The sequence below is a fragment of the Acinetobacter pittii ANC 4050 genome (genome assembly GCF_000399685.1).
Taxonomy (GTDB): Bacteria; Pseudomonadota; Gammaproteobacteria; order Pseudomonadales; family Moraxellaceae; genus Acinetobacter; species Acinetobacter pittii_E.
Genome location: NZ_KB976987.1, coordinates 1,098,548 through 1,114,344, shown reverse-complemented (window position 1 = coordinate 1,114,344; position 15,797 = coordinate 1,098,548). Strand labels below are relative to the sequence as shown.

Here is a 15,797-nt window from a genome sequence, read left to right as displayed (position 1 = left end):
TTATTGATTTTGATAATTGCGCAGAGATTGGATAATGCTTGCAGCTTTTGGACAGTCTAAAAAATATTCGGATAGAAGATAAAGCCATAACAATGTCAGGAGTTGACACTATGGCTGGTCAAACCATTCAAATTAAAACTGCATCTGGAAAGCAGTTCAGTGCATATCTAGCAACACCAGAAACAGGAAAAGGACCGGGTGTGGTGCTTTGCCAGGAAATCTTTGGGGTGAATGTAGCAATGCGGGAAAAAGCAGATTTTCTTGCGGAAGAAGGCTATATCGTTTTAGTACCTGATTTATTTTGGCGTGTAGCACCTAATATTGAACTGGGTTACACACCAGAAGATTTTCAAAAAGCTTTCGAGCTTTATCAACAATATGACGAAAACCTCGGTGTTGAAGATATTCAAGACAGCTTAGCTTTTTTAAAGACACGACCAGAATGTGATACCTCTACAGGTCTCGGCGTAGTGGGCTATTGTTTAGGTGGAAAGCTAGCTTACTTGGCAGGCTGTCGACTTTCTGAAGTGGCATGTGCCGTAGTTTATTACGGTGTAGGCATTGAAAAAGCCTTAGATGAGTTAGCCAGCGTAAAGGGGCGTTTGGTTTTACATATTGCAGAACTGGACCAATTTACACCGCCAGATGCGAGACAAGCGATTGTCGATGCAACCAACCAATATTCAAATGTACAAGCTTATGTTTATGAAGGTGTTGATCATGCCTTTGCACGACCAAAAAGCAACCATTACCACAAACCTTCAGCACGCTTTGCTCACGAACGTACAGTAACAGCACTACACGACACGATTGGGCCGAAATATGACTTAGTTGCATTATGGGAAGAGCATATCCGTCATGAGTTCGATACGCGTGACGTACCCGCAACCATGGCAACAATGGTTGCTGAACCTTATGTCAACCATATTCCAACTTTGACTGGCGGTGTAGGCCAAAGCCAGCTTGCTCGTTTTTATCAATATCACTTTGTTCATCAAAACCCGAAAGATATGAAGATCACTTCGATCTCTCGTACGGTTGGCTCAACGCAAGTGGTAGACGAGTTCATTATGAGCTTTACACACGATGCTGAAATTGATTGGTTATTACCGGGTGTAAAACCGACTGGTAAATACGTCGAAATTCCAATGTTAGGTGTAATTCAGTTTAGAGGCTCAAAGCTGTGCCATGAGCATATTTACTGGGACCAAGCGTCGGTGCTCGTTCAAATTGGTTTATTAGACCCAACAGGCTTACCAGTTGCAGGTGTCGAGACAGCACGAAAACTTCTTGATGAAGACCTTCCTTCAAATACGTTGATGCCATCTTGGTCAAGTAGTGAAGACAAGCCAGTCAATTAAGGAGGATCGACAATGAATATAGATTTAAAAGGAAAAGTTGCTGTCGTAAGTGGTGGTGCAACTCTGATTGGTAAAGCCGTTGTACAAGCTTTGGTGAGTGCAGGTGCTCATGTCGCTATTTTAGATATTGATGCCAAAGGCAAGGCAATTGCAGAAAGCTTTAACCATGACGTGATGTTTATTCAAACCGATTTAACCAGTGATGCGGCTATTCAACAAGCTGTGGCAGATATTCACCAACATTTAGGTCAGGTGAGTTACTTGGTCAATCTAGCATGTACCTACTTAGATGACGGTTTTAAATCTTCACGTCAGGACTGGTTACAAGCACTCGATATTAATTTGGTCTCTACAGTTGAGCTGAGCCGTGCTTTATACAATGACCTAAAAAAACAGCAAGGTTCAATCGTTAATTTTACTTCAATCTCGGCCAAAGTGGCACAAACAGGGCGCTGGTTATATCCAGTGTCTAAAGCCGCGATACGTCAACTCACACAAAGCATGGCAATGGATTTTGCTGCCGATGGTATTCGCGTCAACTCCGTTTCACCGGGTTGGACATGGTCTCGTGTCATTGCAGAAGTCAGCGGTAATAACCGCGAAAAGGCCGATAGTGTGGCAGCCGATTATCACTTGCTAGGCCGATTGGGTCATCCCGAAGAAGTCGCCAATGTCGTTTTGTTTTTATTGTCACCCGCTGCGAGTTTTGTCACCGGAGCAGATTATGCAGTCGACGGTGGCTATTCAGTAATGGGCCCTGAAGGATCACAGCCCGCTATTCCACGTTTAGCCGAATAGCACAGCGTTTTAAAAGCACATTTAGAAAATTATGGAGAATATTATGCGCCGTATTGCAATTGTTGGAGCAGGACAGTCTGGTTTACAGCTTGGTTTGGGGTTATTAGATACAGGCTATGACGTAACCATGATCACCAACCGAACTGCCGATGAAATCCGTCAAGGTAAAGTCATGTCAAGCCAGTGTATGTTTCATACCGCTTTACAAACTGAACGTGACTTAGGTTTAAATTTTTGGGAAGAGCAATGTCCAGCAGTAGAAGGCATTGGGCTGGCTTTAGTTAACCCTGAAAATGGTGATAAAGCATTTGAATGGAGTGCTCGTCTTGAGCGCTACGCTCAATCGGTCGATCAACGCGTCAAAATGCCATATTGGATGGAAGAATTTGAACGCCGTGGTGGTCAATTAGTAATTCAGGATGTGGGAATAGCAGAGTTAGAACAACTCGCAAACGACTACGAGCTTGTATTACTCGCGGCTGGTAAAGGTGAAGTCGTTAAACAGTTTGAGCGTGATGATGCACGTAGTGTTTTCGATAAACCGCAGCGCGCTTTAGCATTGACCTATGTCAAAAACATGAAACCAATTTCACCTTATTCACGTGTGACTTTTAATATTATTCCCGAAGTTGGCGAATACTTTTCATTTCCAGCACTTACCGTGAATGGGCCTTGCGACATTATGGTGTTTGAAGGTATTCCAAATGGGCCAATGGACTGCTGGCAAGATGTGAAAACACCAGAACAGCATATGCAATGCAGTTTGGGCTTACTCAAGAAATTTGTGCCTTGGGAATATGAACGCTGCGCAAATGTTGAGTTAACCGATGCAGGCGGATATTTGGCTGGACGTTTCCCACCGACCGTACGTAAACCCGTTTTGACATTACCTTCTGGCAAGAAAATTTTTGGGATGGCAGATGCCTTGGTGGTGAATGATCCGATTACAGGTCAGGGCTCAAACAATGCTGCCAAATGTAGCAAAATCTATTTCGATGCCATTTTAGCCAATGATAATCAAGGTTTTAATGAACAATGGATGGTTCAAACCTTTGAGCGTTATTGGGCCTATGCAGAAAAAGTCGTGGCTTGGACCAATAGCCTATTAGTACCACCACAGCCTCATGTTGTTGAACTATTAGCTGCTGCAAGCCGAAACCAAAGCATTTCTTCAATTATGGCCAATAACTTTGATGATCCGCGCGCTTTTGCTCCTTGGTGGTTTGACGCAAATCAGGCTCAAGCATTCTTGGCCTCAAAAACCGCAGCAAAAGTGGCTTAAGGGCAAAACAGCAAAGGGAGATTTAAAAATGGACACAATTGAAACTTTAGCTTTACAAGCAATTAATGCTGAAAATCCAAGAGAAATTCGTAATTTGCTTGGACAATTTGCAACGGGCGTTACTGTGATTACCACACGTGGTAAAGATGGCCGGAAAATAGGTATGACCGCCAACTCTTTTTCTTCACTGTCTTTAGATCCGCCATTAATTTTGTGGAGTCTTTCAAAAACAGCGCCAAGTTTGTCTGATTTTGTAGAAGCTGAATATTTTGCCATTCACATGTTGGCACAGGAGCATCATCAACTTTCGGGACATTTCGCTCGAGGTGCTGAAGACAAGTTTGCCGGCATTGCACATCAGCAATGCAATGCAGGTGTTCCAATTTTGACCGATGCACTCGCAACCTTGGTTTGCCGCAATGTAAATCAGTATGAAGGGGGAGATCACCTGATTTTTATTGGTCAAATTGAACAATACCAACAACGCCAAGGTGAACCATTGGTATTCCACGCAGGAAAGTATCGGATTGCCGCAGAGCATCCAGAATTAGCACATTAATTCACCACAATCACGATCAATCCGGTCGTGATTTTTTTATAGGAAATAAGAAGATGAAAAGCACTTTAATTAAACATGGTTTTTTAGCAGGGACATTGTTGGGTTTGCCATTGGTTACACATGCCTATGATTTACCGACCGTAAACTTAGGTATGACCAGCTTTCTCGATGGCGGCTTACCCGCAGGGCCCGGTTGGTATGCTCAAACCTATTTTCAAAATTATGATAGCAATAAATTGGTCGATGCCAATGGACAAAAACTCGGTTTACCTAAAACTGATTTAAATTATCAAGTACTGGTTGAACAGATTAGTTATTTATCGAATGTCCGAGTAAAAGATAAAGCCAGTCTAGGTATGAATTTTTTAATTCCTTTTGTCAGCAAAATGGACATGGATGATGGCTCGAATAATGCTGCTATTAAGGCCCAAAGTGGCTTTGGGGATATCATGATTGGACCTTTTATTCAGTTCGATCCAGTTATGGGGGCACAAGGGCCGAAGTTTGTACATCGTTTTGAGTTTCAGGTGAATTTACCTACTGGCGAATACGATCAACAAAAAGATATTAACCCAAGTAATAACGCTGTTTCATTTGATCCTTATTGGGCTGCAACGTATTGGTTTAATCCCAAGTGGACAGCTTCAACGCGTATCCATTATCTCTATAACTTTAAAAATGATGACCCAAGCTATGCATTTGCTGGAGCAAATGATATGAAAGCTGGTCAAGCGATTCATGCAAACTTTGCAACAGACTATGCCATTACCGAACAATTCCGCTTAGGACTAAATGGTTATTGGCTAAAACAAGTCACTGACACTGAAGTTGATGGTGAAAAAGTCAAAGGTAGACGTGAGCAAGTCTGGGCAATTGGTCCTGGTGCGATGTATAGTTTTTCTAAAAATGATCACTTGGTTGCAAATGCTTATTTTGAGCAAGATGCTGAAAACCGCCCAGAGGGAACACGACTGCAAGTTCGCTATGTTCACCATTTCTAATCTATAAACAATTTATAAAAAAGCCTTTTATATCAATAAATATAAAAGGCTTACTCTATTTTTTTTTAAGAAAAAATTGAAGTAATTAAGCCTGCACCTTCACTCTGTCCAGATCGGCGAGTAGACGAAGGTAACTCACCATAACGACGTTTGTACTCTTGAGAAAAACGGCCTAAATGAGTAAATCCCCATTTAAACGCAACGTCTGTGACAGAGAGATTTTCATTATGCATGAGCTCTAAATGAGCTTGTTCAAAGCGTAATTCTTTAAGATAAGACATTGGGGTAGTCCCCAAATAATTTTTAAAGCCAGTAAATAGTGTTCTCACACTCACGCCCGCATGTTCAGCTAAAATTTCGACGTTAAGTGGTTCATGTAAATGTTCTTTAATATAGGCTTCTGTACGCTTCACGAAATAAGGTGAGACGGTTTTTTCTTTATAATGATCAATTTTATGTAATGCATTATTGGGTTGACCATAAATAAGTGCATTAAATAGATTTGACTCAAATTGTTTAAAGGCTAAAGGGTGATGGAGTGGATGTTGATCACATGCTAAAGCGTCCATCAATGTTCTAACGAGCTGTAAAAAGTAGGCTCCACTTTGTGTAGCAAAGTCTAATTTAGGATCAAAAACGAGTAAGTTATTGTCTGAATCAGTAATGTGCTGACGGCAATGGTAAGTAAAATCATCCTTTGAAACTTTTAGAATGAGCTGGGGTGAGTTCGCGTGCCAGCGCATACGTAAAGATTGCTGAGGAGAAATAAGAGAAGCGACTTGAGAATAAGAAATAAACTTTTGTGAACCAAACTCGATTTCTGCATAGCCCTGAGTTGGAATTTGAATTAAGTAAAAGTTATCAAGGTGATCTGGTTCAATAATGACATCAGCGCCATATTCCAAACGACTAATAGACAATGCACCTGTTTTAACATGGTGCATGATTGCACTGAAATCTCGCTTCTGCTGAGAGATTTTAAGATCATGTGGTTTAAAAATTTGACCTACATTTCGGCAGGTTTCACTTAAATCGTGATGATCAAACACCAAATTATGATTGGTAAAGATAGACTCATTTTGAAAATGACGCCCACTGAGTTCGGGGGAGTTGGCTTGGTTCATATATATCCCTTTTGGCTCACTCCTGTATTTACTGTGCAAAATATGTAAATCATAGCTTTGCAACACGTAAATACGGCACTTAAAAAATTAAGTTACTCACAAATTACAATGAGATATAAGCAAAATACAGACCAATTTAACCGCTAATTAATGTGATTTTCTCAAATTTTAAGTCGGATTTTGTCCATCAATTTAATACATTTGAGAAATAGAATAGGGGAATATAAAAGGTGCTATAAGTTAATCTCATCATGATCTTATTCCTTAAGATCTATCAAAATTTATAGCAAATCCGAGCGAATTGGTCAATTTATTTTATCGGAATCTTTTATTTTATATTATTGATATATAATAGTTTTTAATTCAAAAACAAAAATTCAATATACCCCTTATAAGAGTATATTGAATCATTTCAGGTTTAGTGGTTTTAAGCTATTTATACTTTTAACGTGATGTATTGCTCTGTAAAAACTTCTCACTATAAATACGATAGTTTTGCAAAGCTTGTTCATCTAACCAATTTTTAACAGCTTCAATCATTGGTGGTGGGCCACATAAATACATATCAAAAGCCTGTTCAGCCAGTTGATCTTTATTTAAGTGCTCGTGAATATAACCCGCTTTACCTTGCCAAGTTTCTGTTGCTTTAGTCACAATCGGGTGATAACTAAAGTTTGGTAGCTGTTCTGCATAGGCATGTAAACGCTGTTGTTCGCACAAGTCGGTTTCATTATTTACGCCGTAATACAACTGAACAGCAGGTGAGTTAGGCTGCTCAACCAAGTTATCTAACATTCCCAAGAAAGCCGATAACCCTGTTCCACCAGCTACAAAAACGAGTGGTCGCTGTACTTCGCGTAAATAGAAACTACCCAGAGGTGCTTCAATGAGCAGGGTTTGTCCAACTTTACAGCGATCACGCAAGTAATTGCTCATCACACCGTCTGGCAAAAGACGAATTAAAAACTGTAATTGATTGGTTGCATTTGGTCTATTTGCAAAAGAATAAGAACGCCAGTCGTCAGTATCTGGAATTTGCAAACGAGCATATTGACCCGGTAAAAACTGAAGTTGTGCAGTATGACTGCTCGCATCAAGATGCAAAATTGCTGTTGTTTCAGAAACCAACTCAACCGCAGTTACTTTGGTTTCAATTTTTAAAGTATCACCAGCGTTACAAATAGCAGAATCATGATCAAAATAAAAAGCTGCATCTGATTTTACACGCGTCTGGCAAGCTAACATTTTACGCTCAGCCAAATCACGCTCACTTAATGCATCTTCATCAACATATTCTTGTTCATAAATTCCGGTTTCACATTGTCCCTGACAAGTACCACAAACACCTTCGCGGCAGTCTAGCGGCAGGTTAATTCCTTGGCGAACTGCTGCATCAAGCAGCAATTCGTCGTTATTTACCGAAATGAAAAAGGTTTTGCCATCGGCAAAGTTAAGTGCAACTGAATGTCCCATTTTCATTCCCCTTAAACGTGATAGAAGTCTAAAACGGAATCAATTTTGTCATTCAGCAAAATGCTGTGTTGACGACGAATACGGAAACCATCTGCGGTTTGACGTAAAAGATAAGTCGCGTGTCCGTAAAAACAGCCTTCTAAGCCTTGACGGTTATAAAGCGTTTGCCATGCAACTTTTGCTTCAATTAATCCATCATCTAGTGTTTTAACTCGAATGTTGTTTATGCTGTGCAAAGTACGTGGTAATGGTGTTGCAGATGCCGCTTTTCCGGTACGAATACGGAATACACGATCTTCAAGCCCTGTACGGTCTGCATAATAAATATAAGACAAACCCTGATTTGGATCTTGAACATAGTTATGATCATCAATCCACTGTGGAATATGATATTCACTATCTTCATCGTAAAGCTCTAGGTAGGCATCCCAGTCATAAGCATCGCAAAGCTCTGCCTTTTTGTACAAAAACTGAGATACAGCAAAATGTAGTTCTTGTGACATGGTTACACCTCATCCATTACGGCATTGTTTTCAAAAGTAATATCTTGCATTTTCAATGCTTTCTTGTTTAAGCCGTCGAGCATGAGACGTTGCCAGTGTCCATGCTGATTTACATAGAGTCCTTCATGGGTAAACTCACGGCCAGTAATGACAGGTTGAATGCCTAAATCTTGTGAGTTTTTGGTCGTGCCATATTCCCAAGACTGACAACCGCGAGAAATATCGCTCCAACGTTCAAGTCGTGCCTGAAAACCTTTTTGTTGTTCACGGAATTCAACTAGATCATCTGGTGTACCAAGACCCGACACATTAAAGAAATCTTCAAACTGGCGAATACGGTTACGGCGTGCTTCCGCAGATTCGCCTTTAACCCCAATACATTGGCTGATGACTTCGGTTTTATTCCATGCCACAGGACGAACAATACGAAGCTGTGAACTAATCTGGTCCATAAAGAATAGGCTAGGGTACAAGTTCAAATTTCTTAAACGATGCATTGCCCATTCAGCATATTTTTCGCCATATTTTTCGACCATATATGGCATAACTGTGCTGTAACCTGGACGCACTGTTGGGTTTGGCATATCACTAAATAAAACACTGTGACCATTTTTAAAACTAAACCAGCCATCGTCAGTTTTTGAGTCACCGGCACCTAACTTGCTATAGTCAAGCGTATCAAGTTCTTCACCTTTTGATGCATTGACTTGCTGACGGTGTTGAACTGTAGAGACATAGTTATAGTGAACAGTGCTGACATGATAGCCATCTAAGCCATTTTCATTTTGTAGCTTCCAGTTACCCGCAAAGGTATAAGATGACTTGCCTTGTAGCACTTCGAGTTCACCTGTTGGTGATTGGTTGACCATTAAATCAAGGAACAGTTTGGCATCGCCTAAAAAGTCTTCTAGAGAATCTGTTGCTTGAGTATCAAGGCTTACAAATACAAATCCACGATAGCTGGCAATACGGCCTTGTTTTAAACCACGGCTTGATTTATCAAAATCTTCACAATATTCGCTTGGGGCTTTGACTTTAACCAAGCGCCCATCTGACTTATAGCACCATGCGTGGAATGGACAAGTAAATGTAGACTGATTGCCTTTAGCAACCCGTGTTAAGGTTGCGCCACGATGTTCACAAGCATTGACCATCGCGTGTAATTCGCCTTTACCATCACGGCTCACAATAATCGGCTGACGACCAATTTGGACTGTTAGGAAATCATGATTGTTTGGAATTTCACTTTCGTGACATGCATAAATCCAAACCTTTTCAAAAATAAGTTCCATTTCCAAGTCAAATAGTTCAGGCTCGGTAAACATATTACGTGCAATACGAAACACGCCATCGTTAGGACGGAAGTCGATACATCCATCTATAAAATCATTCCATTGTTTTAAATTAGATGAGGTCATTTGCTCAATCCTCCATTCATTCAGCTTTTAACTGATTGAACCGCGATTAAGCCATGGCCTCTATCCGTTTTTTCCAGATCTTTATCCACTTTGTGCAGATTTGATTTTTTAAATGAACTCTTTTTATGAAAGAGTAGAGATTTAAAATTGTATGTGTTTTAACCTATTAAAGTTCCTTATAATATTAATGAGCATAAAATGAAATTTTGTGAACTAAGCCCATGAAAGAAAAAAACTTAAAATTACAAATTAGAATTCTTTTAGAGCAGAATATTGCATTTGGTCCGGGTAAGGCAGACTTACTTGAAGCAATTGAAAGAACGGGGTCGATCTCACAAGCTGCAAAATCTATGGATATGAGCTACCGCCGTGCATGGCAATTGGTCGACACAATGAATCAGTGCTTTCAAACGGCTTTAGTGGAAACTCAAACGGGCGGAACACATGGTGGTGGGGCAGCCATCACAGCTCTGGGCCAAAAAGTCTTACAGCATTATCGGCAAATGGAAATTAATACTCGACAAGCTTTAGAACATGATTATCAAATCATGAGTAGCTATTTAAAAGGCTAAATGAAAACTTTCATAGTGACTCAATTTTTTAATGTGGTATAGCTTTTGCTTAATATAAATTGCACGCTGAAAAAGCACTGCTGCAATTTTCAGTTACACAGACAATGGCGTCTATTCTGCACGATCGTAAAAGATGGTCTGGAATAGACGTTTTTTATTGCGTATCTAAAAAAGTAGCTGGCATAAACGACTGATCTTTATGGTTATCTCTATGTGATTTTTGGCATAGGGATGACCATAAAACCAATTAAATTATTCACTAATATTTAAAGAAAATAAGTTTTATATAGTGCTCTTAAATGGTTAGCCTCACTACGGAATGCACCAAAATGAAGTTTTAAATACAAATTGCGCTATTTACCTTCATTCCGATCATTTATATTTGACGAATTATGCTTTTCATAATTTTTGTATGGCGCTATATTCTTGGGTATATATCGCTGCAAAAAACGACAATAAGGTAAGACATAATGGTAAGTGATAGAAAGATAAAAAAATTAGTTCTGGCTTATTCAGTCCTCAGCATAGGATTGATGTTTAATATTTCCGCTAAGGCTGAATCAGTTACTATTTATGCAGCAGCGAGTTTAACGAATGCGATTGGTGATTTGGAAAAAAATTATAAAAAACAAAATAATATAGAAATCAAAACTTCATATGCAGGCTCATCGACATTAGCGAAACAAATTGAAGCTGGGGCACCTGCAGATATTTTTATTTCAGCAGATATACAGTGGATGGATTATCTGCAAAACAAAAAACGAGTAGCCGCTAATGACCGTATAAATTTATTAGGCAATCGTTTGGTTCTAATTACTCCAAAAGGGCAGTCACTAAACGTAAAACTAGATAAAACCACCGATCCAAGCAAAGTGTTTATCGGAAAGATTTGTACAGGGGATACTAAAAGTGTACCTGTAGGCAAATATGCTAAACAAGCTTTTACCAATTTAGGTTGGTGGAGCCGTATTGAGCCAAAGTTAGTTGAAACAGAAGATGTTCGAGCTGCATTAAACTTTGTTGCGCGTGGTGAATGTCAGGTTGGGATTGTCTATGCAACTGATGCAGCGATTAGTAAAGACGTGAAAGTAGCTGGCGTATTTCCGGAAAATTTGCATTCGCCAATTACTTATCCTATAGGGATAATTAAAAAGAATCCGAACTCAACAAAGTTCTATCAATTTTTACAAAGCAACCAAGCTAAAGCCGTATTTAGAAAATATGGTTTTAGCGTGTTGGTTCCAGTTAAACCATGATGTTTTCTTTAACCCCAGAAGAGCTCAGCGTTCTGCAACTTTCTTGTAAGGTTGCAGCAAGTTGCCTTGTGATCAGTATTATTCCTGCGATTTGTGTGGGATGGTTTTTGGCGCGTAAAGAGTTTTGGGGTAAGTCATTCATTGAAACATTGGTATTTTTACCTTTGGTGTTACCGCCAGTTGTACCGGGTTATTTACTATTACAAGTTTTTGGGAGTCGCGGCTTTATTGGACAATATTTGGCACCGCTTGGAATTGATCTTGCATTTAACTGGAAAGGCGCCGTTCTTGCTTCTGCAGTGATGGGTTTCCCGCTATTGGTTCAATCTATTCGTCTAGCGATTGAACTGGTCGATCAGCGTTTAGAAATGGCAGCAAAAACATTAGGTGCCTCATCTTTAGGGGCTTTTTTTCATGTCACATTGCCTCTTGCCAGCAGTGGTATTTTAATTGGTGCTATTTTATGTTTTTGTCGCAGTTTAGGTGAGTTTGGGGCTACCATTACCTTTGTGGGTAATATTTCAAATGAAACACGTACTTTGCCTCTAGCCATGTATAGCCTAATGCAACAACCCGATACCGAGACCGCTATTCAAAGGCTTATTGTTTTGTCGCTAAGCGTGGCTTTTTTAGCGTTATGGTTTGCACAGTGGTTTCATCGTTATCAAAAGAAGCGTTTAGGACGGTGAGATTATGTTGATTGAATGCCGTTTTCAGCTACAAATGGGTCAATTTCATATTGAACCTAGTTTCCAGTCAGATGCTTCTGTTATTGGCTTATTCGGTGCCTCTGGGGCAGGTAAAACATCAATTCTACATGCCATTGCAGGATTAAATACACCACGCAGTGGAGTCATTAAAATACAGGATCAAACATGGTTTGATTCAAATCAGAAAATTAATTTGAGCACGCAAAAGCGACATGTTGGTTTGGTTTTTCAAGATGCTCAGCTTTTTCCGCATAAAACGGTAAAGCAAAATTTATTATTTGGTCTTAAACATCTATCCCAACAAGAACGTCACTTTGAAGCAGATTATATTATTGAATTATTAAAGTTAGAGCATTTATTACAACGTATGCCGATTAAACTCTCTGGAGGGGAAAAACAGCGCGTAGCTCTAGGACGAGCATTGTTATATTCACCTAAGCTATTACTGCTTGATGAGCCTTTATCAGCACTTGATGCGAACCATAAAGCTGAAATTATTCCTTTTTTTCAAAAGGTAAAACAGGAAATAAAAATTCCGATGATTTATGTGAGTCATGATATTCAAGAAATTAAACAACTGACCGAAACAATATGGGTTTTATAATTTTTCATATTCCACACATTATTTCAGTCTGGTTAATTCAAGGTTGTTAGCTAGCCCATAAACTGCCTGTTGGAGCAGATTTTAGGCGATCTTGGGCTTGTTGATAAAAACGCCAGAAAGCGAAAGCAAAAATGATAGCTAAGAAATCAACCACTAAGATTTCTCCGCCATGTACCCATAAGCCACTTTGAGGAATGAAATAGGCCACAAAAGAGGTTAGTGGAATTGCGAATAACACAAAAACTAAGGTTAAGAGTAATTGTGGTAAAGCTTTTGCATAGCCAATCACAAAGGTATAAATCAAACTCAGTAGGAAAATCGCATAATAACCATACATAAAGAGGTGATTCATACTTTCAATATTGAAAGCAGCGAAAAGCCAACGACTGGCTAACATTGTGCCCACGACTGCTAAAACACATCCTAAACATGCGCCTATCGTTAAGTTCGCAAGGAACACTACATCTTTACGTTGAACAGGAACTGGATCTTCAGCACGCTTTTGCTTACGTGCACGAGTTTCAACCCAAAGGATGTTACCTGTATAAAACAAGAAAGCGCCACCAACACCTAAAACAAAATAAATCCAGCGTACGCCCGTACCGCCAAAACTTCCAAAATGTAGACTAAACATGGCGTTGATTAACTTATTCCCAGCATCAGTCTTTGTGTTAATGCCTTTATGATTAAAGTGCTCAACTGCATATGGGTTCATACGCATAAAGTCATGATTCGCACCGCGCAACATCTGATCTGCGCTATAGAGAGCAATACGTGCATTGGCTTTTTCAGGCTTATCTAGACCACTGAACTGGATATAGTCGACTGAATATTCAGGTGCTACTTTTTTAGTTTGAGCTAATATTTGCTGAACATCGATTTGTGTTTGTTTAGGCTGAATAAGTGCAGGCGCAGAGCGCTGAAAAACAGGCTGTCCTTTGAGTGCAAGTTGTCCAATCGCATCATAAAAAAAGTCATGAAAAGCAAAGACAATAACGCTAATACTAATAATGATGTGGAAAGGTAAGCTGGTAATTCCAATCACGTTATGCGCATCTAACCAAAATCGCTTTTTATTTTTACCAGGGCGAATAACAAAGTAATCTTTTACCAAGGTTGGTAAAAGTATGATCACTCCTGAAAGCAGGGCAAGAAAATATAAAATTGAAACCACGCCCATCACATAGAGACCTAATCCGTGATGACCTGCCATGCCCGGTATGCCTGCTGTTTCATGTAACTGTTCGATTAGCCAGCCAGCTTTAGATAGGTTTTCTTGAGCAACGATTAACTGACCTTTTTCATCTAAGCTTGCCATCCACGTAGATTGAGCAGCATTAAAGCCTTCTCCACGTTCATGTTCACTCCACGTAATGGGCGCATAGTGAAATTCATTAGACGATAAATTTAGTGTGAAATTCTTTTGCGCAGCAGGATAGGCTGTCTGTACTTTTTGAATGAGTTCATTATATTGATCGGGTGAGACTTTCGGTAAAACTTGCTGTGTTGGGGTAGCCCACTTACTAATATGGTGCTGAAACATGCTGAGCCCACCAGCAAAGAAACAGATAAAAAGCAAAATCCCTGCACATACACCCACCCAAGTATGCATGCTTTTTGCTAATTTCATGATGTCTGAACGTACTTTCATGTTTAACCCCGTAATACAAAAATACAGCTATACGCTAGGGTATTGGCAATCAATAAATAGATAAGCGCTTTTCGCCCAGATGTAAAAAAATAACTGCCAAACATAATAGGCATCCAACACCACGGAACGCTCCACATCCCCAATTGCACCAATAAATCCATAGCTATATAAGGTTGGCCTAATAAAACAATCAAATTACCAATCGCGATAGAAAGACTTAGACCAAAAACACCACCAGCAAAAGTTTTACTCCACCAGTCTGGCTGGATAGGAGACTGAATTTTAGCTTTCATGAGACCAGTTTCCGTTTAAAAAGCGCCATAAAGGGAAGAAACGACCACGCAAAAATGATGAGCATGAACCAGCAAAAAGCGGCAACTACTTTTGGTAAGCTTGCAAAGAGCGTAATAAATCCAATGCCTAATAGCACTAGACCTAAATACTTAAAGAAATTAGGAAGATGTTGAGACAACAGATTCTGGTTGCTATGACTACAATAGATACTGACCGCTCCTAACAGGGTCAAAAAAAGTCCTATAAGTTTCATAATCGATGTTTATAAGTAAATTAAAGTCAAAATTTACCCAACAGTATAAGTAAATAATAATTATTATCAAATGATAAATATAATTATTTATAGATTTGCAGTATGTAAGTTAATATAGAAGATAACTCATTAAAAATATTTATTTTGAAGCCGAATCCAGTGAGTCATTATCTATACATTCCTGAACCACTCAGTAAATCAATTTATGAAATTTCGCACCCTATTTTTTTTACATCCGAGCTATTTTGTTATGGTCTAGATTTATCAAAAACGCATCATTTGCATATAGACCAGCAATTAGAGCATCCCCTAAAAATTGCTCAAGCACATCCAAAACGTCAACAAGAATACCTTTGTGGGAGAGTATTGGCTCAGGCTGTTTTAAGTCATCATTTTGGTTTAGATCAGTCAATAACCTCGATGCACGAACATTTACCCATCTGGCCATCCCATGTTTTGGGGAGTATTAGTCATTCACAAAATAAGTTAATTGTTGCGTTATCTAACAACGCGAATTATTTGGGAATTGATATTGAACACTGGGTGACCTCAGAATTTGCTCAAGAAAGTGCACATCTTGTTTTAACACCATCTGAGTTTGATTTATGGAAAAATAAAGCGGTTGAGTTTTTTGATTTTGCCTGTTATGTGAGTTTAATTTTTTCTATAAAAGAAAGTCTATATAAAGCGGTTTATCCCACTGCAAAGCAATATATTGATTTTTTAGAAGCATCTATAGTTGATATTAATTTTGAAAATCAAACATTAATGCTAACTTTTTTGCCAGAAATTCAGCAGCGCTATCAACTCTTAGAATACTATGACGGTGGCTGGACCATAGAACAAGACCATATTATGACTTGGGTTTTTCAGGCACGTCATTCTGCTTAAAGCAAAAGAAGGCAACGAATTGCCTTCTTTTTTATTTAGAGATTAAT

The 15,797-nt window shown here is 39.3% G+C and carries 16 protein-coding genes; 10 read left to right on the top strand and 6 right to left on the bottom strand.

All coding sequences use genetic code 11. The annotated features are described in order from the left end of the window. Window positions 1-110 precede the first annotated feature (110 nt). Genes tcbE through F931_RS08985 form a run of 5 tightly spaced genes read left to right on the top strand, consistent with a single transcriptional unit; the run spans window position 111 to window position 5,001 of the window. On the top strand, window positions 111-1,361 hold the full coding sequence (tcbE, locus tag F931_RS09005) for a dienelactone hydrolase family protein (RefSeq protein WP_016141073.1): 1,251 nt from the start codon (window positions 111-113) through the stop codon (window positions 1,359-1,361). Window positions 1,362-1,373: 12 nt separating this feature from the next. After that, a complete protein-coding gene (bacC, locus tag F931_RS09000) occupies window positions 1,374-2,159 on the top strand; it encodes an SDR family oxidoreductase (RefSeq protein ID WP_016141072.1) in 786 nt (261 codons plus the stop codon). A gap of 43 nt (window positions 2,160-2,202) precedes the next feature. Next, window positions 2,203-3,441 carry a styrene monooxygenase/indole monooxygenase family protein gene (locus tag F931_RS08995; protein ID WP_016141071.1) on the top strand — a complete coding sequence of 413 codons (1,239 nt, stop codon included), beginning with the start codon at window positions 2,203-2,205 and terminating at the stop codon, window positions 3,439-3,441. A 28-nt stretch (window positions 3,442-3,469) separates the two neighbouring features. Beyond that, complete coding sequence (locus F931_RS08990; RefSeq protein ID WP_016141070.1) at window positions 3,470-4,000, top strand: flavin reductase family protein; 531 nt, start codon at window positions 3,470-3,472, stop codon at window positions 3,998-4,000. 53 nt (window positions 4,001-4,053) lie between these two features. After that, the gene (locus tag F931_RS08985; protein ID WP_016141069.1) at window positions 4,054-5,001 is read left to right on the top strand and encodes a SphA family protein; all 948 of its coding nucleotides are present in this window, start codon (window positions 4,054-4,056) and stop codon (window positions 4,999-5,001) included. Between the two features lie 65 nt (window positions 5,002-5,066). Here F931_RS08985 and eutR read toward each other — a convergent pair whose 3' ends face one another. The 4 genes from eutR to antA all read right to left on the bottom strand — a co-directional run bounded on the left by eutR (window position 5,067) and on the right by antA (window position 9,519). Beyond that, the gene (gene eutR, locus F931_RS08980) at window positions 5,067-6,125 is read right to left on the bottom strand and encodes an AraC family transcriptional regulator (protein WP_016141068.1); all 1,059 of its coding nucleotides are present in this window, start codon (window positions 6,123-6,125) and stop codon (window positions 5,067-5,069) included. 444 nt (window positions 6,126-6,569) lie between these two features. Beyond that, the gene (gene antC / locus F931_RS08975) at window positions 6,570-7,604 is read right to left on the bottom strand and encodes an anthranilate 1,2-dioxygenase electron transfer component AntC (protein ID WP_080649458.1); all 1,035 of its coding nucleotides are present in this window, start codon (window positions 7,602-7,604) and stop codon (window positions 6,570-6,572) included. A 5-nt stretch (window positions 7,605-7,609) separates the two neighbouring features. Continuing rightward, the gene (gene antB / locus F931_RS08970; RefSeq protein ID WP_000076809.1) at window positions 7,610-8,101 is read right to left on the bottom strand and encodes an anthranilate 1,2-dioxygenase small subunit; all 492 of its coding nucleotides are present in this window, start codon (window positions 8,099-8,101) and stop codon (window positions 7,610-7,612) included. 2 nt (window positions 8,102-8,103) lie between these two features. Then, complete coding sequence (gene antA, locus F931_RS08965) at window positions 8,104-9,519, bottom strand: anthranilate 1,2-dioxygenase large subunit (RefSeq protein ID WP_016141066.1); 1,416 nt, start codon at window positions 9,517-9,519, stop codon at window positions 8,104-8,106. Window positions 9,520-9,740: 221 nt separating this feature from the next. Between antA and modE the strand changes: the two genes are divergently transcribed. From modE to modC, 4 genes are all read left to right on the top strand, one after another. Then, window positions 9,741-10,091 carry a winged helix-turn-helix domain-containing protein gene (gene modE, locus F931_RS08960; protein WP_016141065.1) on the top strand — a complete coding sequence of 117 codons (351 nt, stop codon included), beginning with the start codon at window positions 9,741-9,743 and terminating at the stop codon, window positions 10,089-10,091. A 470-nt stretch (window positions 10,092-10,561) separates the two neighbouring features. Further along, complete coding sequence (gene modA, locus F931_RS08955; RefSeq protein WP_016141064.1) at window positions 10,562-11,347, top strand: molybdate ABC transporter substrate-binding protein; 786 nt, start codon at window positions 10,562-10,564, stop codon at window positions 11,345-11,347. Beyond that, entirely contained in the window at window positions 11,344-12,036 is a 693-nt protein-coding gene (gene modB, locus F931_RS08950; RefSeq protein WP_016141063.1) for a molybdate ABC transporter permease subunit, read from the top strand. The genes modA and modB overlap by 4 nt, the downstream gene beginning before the upstream one ends. A 4-nt stretch (window positions 12,037-12,040) precedes the next feature. Next, a complete protein-coding gene (gene modC / locus F931_RS08945) occupies window positions 12,041-12,661 on the top strand; it encodes a molybdenum ABC transporter ATP-binding protein (protein ID WP_016141062.1) in 621 nt (206 codons plus the stop codon). A gap of 46 nt (window positions 12,662-12,707) precedes the next feature. On the opposite strand, the gene F931_RS08940 is transcribed toward modC, so the two are convergent. Both F931_RS08940 and F931_RS08935 read right to left on the bottom strand, forming a co-directional pair. Next, window positions 12,708-14,312: a PepSY-associated TM helix domain-containing protein gene (locus tag F931_RS08940; RefSeq protein WP_016141061.1), complete on the bottom strand. Its 1,605-nt coding sequence runs from the start codon at window positions 14,310-14,312 to the stop codon at window positions 12,708-12,710. Window positions 14,313-14,314: 2 nt separating this feature from the next. Continuing rightward, entirely contained in the window at window positions 14,315-14,605 is a 291-nt protein-coding gene (locus tag F931_RS08935) for a hypothetical protein (protein ID WP_016141060.1), read from the bottom strand. Between the two features lie 413 nt (window positions 14,606-15,018). On the opposite strand from F931_RS08935, the gene F931_RS08930 reads away from it, so the two are divergent. Next, entirely contained in the window at window positions 15,019-15,750 is a 732-nt protein-coding gene (locus F931_RS08930) for a 4'-phosphopantetheinyl transferase family protein (RefSeq protein WP_016141059.1), read from the top strand. Window positions 15,751-15,797: the final 47 nt, after the last annotated feature.